This window comes from Leeuwenhoekiella marinoflava DSM 3653, assembly GCF_900129005.1.
In the GTDB taxonomy this organism is placed as follows: Bacteria; Bacteroidota; Bacteroidia; order Flavobacteriales; family Flavobacteriaceae; genus Leeuwenhoekiella; species Leeuwenhoekiella marinoflava.
In genome coordinates, this window is the sequence record NZ_FQUN01000036.1 from 1 (window position 1) to 4,970 (window position 4,970).

A 4,970-nucleotide genomic window follows, 5' to 3' on the forward strand; every position below is an offset into this window, starting at 1 on the left:
TTCGATGGATGAGACAGTTGATGAACTGACCATTGATACAATAGCACCTACCATTCCAACGGTAGATGTTCTAGTTACCGATAATCCTACTCCAACAATCACCGGAACAGCTGATTCAGTTGATGATTTGACAGTAGAAGTAAACGGTGTTGTTTATACAGAAGGCGATGGAAATTTAACCGATAACAGTGATGATACGTGGATGTTAGTTATTCCTGCTGGAAATGCTTTAGCTGATGGCACTTACGATGTGATGGCTACAGCAACTGATGCAGCGGGTAATCCTTCGATGGATGAGACAGTTGATGAATTAACTATTGATTCAACAGGGTTAGCTGTGCCAACAGTAAATACGTTAGTTACAGATGATGTTACTCCAGTTCTTACGGGAACTGCAGTTTCTTCAGGAGAGTTAATGGTAAGTGTTAACGGTGTTGTTTATACTGAAGGAGATGGAAATTTAGTAGATAATAATGATGATACTTGGACTTTAGGGATTCCGACAGGAAATGAAATACCAGAAGGAACTTATGATGTGGAGGCAGAGCTTATGGATGCATTGGGAAATATTTCTGTAGATGGTACTACAGATGAGTTGACCATAAATCTAGGTATGCCTACCGGTGATATGAGTCAAATGTTCTGTACTACAGATCAACCTACCTTGATGGGTATTGTTGTGGATCAGAACAGCGTTGTATGGTTTGCTCAAGAAACGGGTGGAGCAGTGTTAGATATAAATACACAACTTCAGAATGGAGTTACATATTACGCAGCTTTACTTGTAGACGGTGTAATAGGAAGTAGCAGACTGGCTGTGACAGTAACTTTAATGCAGCCTACTTCTGCAAGTATAGAAGCTTCAGAACCAACAGCTTGTTTGGGTACCGAAATTATGTATACAACACAGTCTGGTATGACTAACTATGAGTGGGCAATTACCTCTGGTGGAAGTATTGTTTCAGGAGGTGGAACTTCAGATAACTTTGTGATAGTTCTTTGGGATACTGCGGGTGATAATAGTGTAAGTGTTGATTATGATACAACGTTAAGCTGTATTGTAAACACTTCGGCTACGCTGAATGTTACAACTACTGCTTGTTCAGATCTTACGATCTCTAAAGCAGTAAATATTTTAACTCCGGCAATTGGCGAGACTATTATTTATTCAATAGAAGTAACTAATACTGGTCAGACAGATATCTCTGCTATAGAAGTGGGGGAAGCATTGCCATCAGGACTTCAGTTTGAAAGCTTTACTGCTCCTATAGGTAATTACAATCCGTTAACAGGAGTGTGGACGATTCCACAGCTTACAGCAAATACCACTACTGTTTTAACCATAACAGTAACTGTATTAGAGAGCGGTAATTACCGAAACGTAGCAACTATTTTAACCTCAAATCCTGTAGATAGTAATCCTGATAATAACTCTTCTGAAGTAGAAATAGATCCAGATTGTTTGATGGTTTTCAATGAATTTTCGCCAAATGGTGATGGTATGAATGATCTCTTTAAGATAAGATGTATTGAAAACTTCCCTAATAATAAACTCAATGTGTTCAATAGAGTGGGGCAGCTGGTCTATACAGCAAACGGTTATAATAACACCTGGAATGGCGTTTCTAACGTTGCCAGTTCTATCAACAAGTCGGTAGGTTTACCGGTAGGGACATATTACTATGCTCTTGAATTGGGTGATGGAGAACGTACGTTGACAGGATGGATTTATATAGCACGATAATTAAAAATTCTCTCATTTTAAACTTTAATTACCATGACAAAAATAGTAACCTATTTAATCGAAATCTCTTTGATTGCCTTTGGAACATTGAGTCTCTATGGGCAACAAGAGCCAAACTACACGCAGTATATGTATAACACGATGACCATAAACCCGGCGTATGCGGGGTCATCTGATAATTTCAACATTATTGCAAATTACAAAGCCCAATTTACTGGGGTTGATGGAGCTCCTGAAACTATTAACCTAGGATTAGAAACTCCGGTAACCAACAATATTGGATTAGGATTAAATATCACACGTGATGTTTTAGGTCCTTCTGAAGATTTAAATATAGATGGTAATTTTTCTTATGCTATTCAGTTGGGAGCGCAGACCTATTTATCATTTGGATTGAAAGCTGGTTTTAGAGTGCTTAATGTAGACTTTAGAAAGGGAATTTTTGATAACCCTAATGACCCGCAGTTTATGAATAACATAAACAATCAGTTTTTAGGAGTTTTAGGAGCAGGTAGCTATTTATATACAGACCGATGGTATCTGGGACTTTCTACACCTAATTTTTTCACACAAGAATATTTTAATGAAGAAGAAGTAATGGTTAATACCGAAGAGCTGCATATGTACTTAATAGGTGGGTATATATTTGATATTGGTTTGAATACTAAGTTTAAACCTGCTGTACTCTTTGACTATGTTGAAGGAGCTCCTTTAAAGGCTAATCTTTCTGCAAACTTTTTATTTCTTGAGAAATTTACTGCGGGTGTTTCTTATAGTATAGATGCAGCAGTAAGTGGTTTAGCTGGCTTTCAAGTAAGTGATAATATTTTTATAGGCTATGCTTATGATTATAATACGTCAGATTTCAACCAGTACAATAATGGTAGTCATGAGATCTTGATTAAGTTCTCTTTGGCTCGTAAGCGTGGTGCAACTTTTTCTCCTAGATTCTTCTAAAAATATTCTCTATGAAACGTATATATATAATCATCACTTGTTTAATAAGTCTTAATGTATTTGCTCAAAGCCATTTACAAGAAGCTAATAAACTATATGACCGCTTAGTTTATATTGATGCTGCTAAGGAATATGAAGCTTATGTTCAAAATGCAAATTATATAGAACCAGAAACCTATATGAAAATAGGGGACACCTACTACAACCTCAAAAATTTTGCACAAGCCAAAGAGGCGTATCAAAAATGTTATAACGCTGTGGGGCCTAATAAAAATAACGCTCAGGGATATCAATATTATGACTCATTAAGAAGATTAAAGCTATATGATGAGGCCGAGAAAGTAGCAGAACGCTATTTTGAGTCAATATCTGTAGAAGCCTTAAACAGTCATTATGAAGAACGCGATCGCTTTGAAGAATTGTTGAAAGGAGATACGTTATATAAAGTGCGTAATCTTGAATTGAATTCTCAATATGCTGATTTTGGAGGAAGCTTTAATCAAAAAAGTTTTGTGTTTACATCCGGAAGAAATTATGTCAATAAAGGTTTATTTGAACGAGATAACACACCCTATTTATCTATTTATAAAACTGAAAACCCTCAGGTAGATAGTGCAGATACAGTTGAGTTATTTAGTAAAGAATTGACTAGTGAATTTCACGACGGAACGGCAACTTTTTCACCAAATAGTAAATATCTATACTATGCTTCTAGTTATCAAAACGGAAAACGAAAGGTGTTTGAAGGAGATAAAAAGAATTACTTTAAAATTTATAGGGTAGACATGTCTGCTAAAAAATATAAAAAAGAATTGCTTCCTTTTAATGGAGATGCTTATTCTGCTGGCCAGCCTTATGTAACTCCAGATGGTAAAAAATTGTTTTTTGCATCGGATATGCCTGGTGGTTACGGTAAAGCAGATATTTATGTTTGTGATATTTATGAAGACGGAACCTATTCAAAACCAATGAATCTAGGACCAACAATTAATACGATTGCAGATGATTTTTTTCCGTATTTTAAAGATGATGTACTATACTTTTCATCTGGAGGTCACGTAGGTTTTGGAGGTTTAGATCTATATAAATCTTATTACAGAGATGGTATATATGGAGCTGCTATTAATTTAGGACCAATTATAAATACGAATGCTGATGATTTTGCATATTTAGAAGGTGATGAGCCTAATACAGGTTATTTTTCTTCAGACAGAGCAGGCGGTAAAGGAGGAGATGATATTTATGCTTTTGATTACAATTTGGCTAAGTGTGTTCAATATATATCAGGAACTGTTTATGACATAGAAACGAATGAGCCTATTGCAAACGCATATGTTACCGTCTATGATGAAGCAAATACTGAATACCTTAAGGTGAAAACAGATGAAAAGGGAGCTTACGCTGTAGAATTAACTTGTGAGTCCACTTATAAAATTGAAGCTCGTAAAGCAGGATATAGTGAAGACGAATTAAATTTCACTACAGATGTCTTACCAGACCGTAAAATGAATATGCTTGACTTTAAGCTTAAAGATCTATCAGAGATTTTTGTTACAGAAGGAGAGGTAGAAAAAATTCGAATTGATCCTATTTATTTTGATTACTACAGGTATAACATCACAGATGTTGCCGCAATACAACTTCGCAAAGTAGTAGATGTAATGAATGCTTATCCTGAAATGATTATAAAAATTGAATCACATACAGATCAGCGAGGTACAGATTATTTCAATAAGACATTGTCTACAAATAGAGCTTTATCTACAAAAGACTGGCTTTTAGAACACGGGATAGAATCTTCAAGAATAGAAAGTGCTATAGGTTATGGCGAGTCTAGACCTATTAATATTTGTGATGAAGATGGTAAAACATGTACAGAATTAGAATATTCAGAAAATAGGCGATCAGAATTTATCGTAGTAAGCAGGTAATGAGAGGCGTTAAAATCAATTCGATTTAGATTTTGACGTAGAGGCCGTCTAAAAACATTTAGGCGGTCTTTTTGGTTTCTGGCTACAGCTACTTTTTTTGGTTTTCTGGATTGGGTAGGATTGTTAATCGTTAAGCGTTAAAAGGTTTTGGCTGCCTTTAGATGACCAAAGCTAGCTTTTTGAGGTTGTGGGCCATAGCAACCAGCCCTATTTCTACATTTACTTTTTCGATTCCTCTTAACGCAAAACGTTTAAAGTTCATATTGTGTTTTATATCCCCAAAAATGGCTTCGATATCCCAACACCGTTGTTTACGGTGGGCAATCCCTTCTTTACTG

Annotated in this window: 4 protein-coding genes; 3 read left to right on the plus strand and 1 reads right to left on the minus strand. The window is 35.8% G+C overall.

What is annotated here, in order from left to right; translation table 11 throughout:
- The 3 genes from BUB91_RS20510 to BUB91_RS20520 form a co-directional block, all read left to right on the plus strand.
- A partial coding sequence (locus BUB91_RS20510; protein ID WP_139250552.1) for a T9SS type B sorting domain-containing protein occupies positions 1-1,744 on the plus strand: 1,744 nt, incomplete at its 5' end.
- A gap of 33 nt (positions 1,745-1,777) precedes the next feature.
- Entirely contained in the window at positions 1,778-2,701 is a 924-nt protein-coding gene (locus BUB91_RS20515; protein WP_073101304.1) for a PorP/SprF family type IX secretion system membrane protein, read from the plus strand.
- Between the two features lie 11 nt (positions 2,702-2,712).
- Positions 2,713-4,632 (plus strand): OmpA family protein, encoded by a 1,920-nt coding sequence (locus tag BUB91_RS20520; protein WP_073101306.1) that lies wholly within the window; start codon positions 2,713-2,715, stop codon positions 4,630-4,632.
- Between the two features lie 157 nt (positions 4,633-4,789).
- On the opposite strand, the gene BUB91_RS20525 is transcribed toward BUB91_RS20520, so the two are convergent.
- A partial coding sequence (locus BUB91_RS20525; RefSeq protein ID WP_139250553.1) for a transposase occupies positions 4,790-4,970 on the minus strand: 181 nt, incomplete at its 5' end.

Excerpts from the sequence above, each read along its gene's own strand:
- BUB91_RS20520 (WP_073101306.1), top strand. The coding sequence starts at position 2,713 with ATGAAACGTATATATATAATCATCACTTGTTTAATAAGTCTTAATGTA.
- BUB91_RS20515 (WP_073101304.1), top strand. The coding sequence starts at position 1,778 with ATGACAAAAATAGTAACCTATTTAATCGAAATCTCTTTGATTGCCTTT.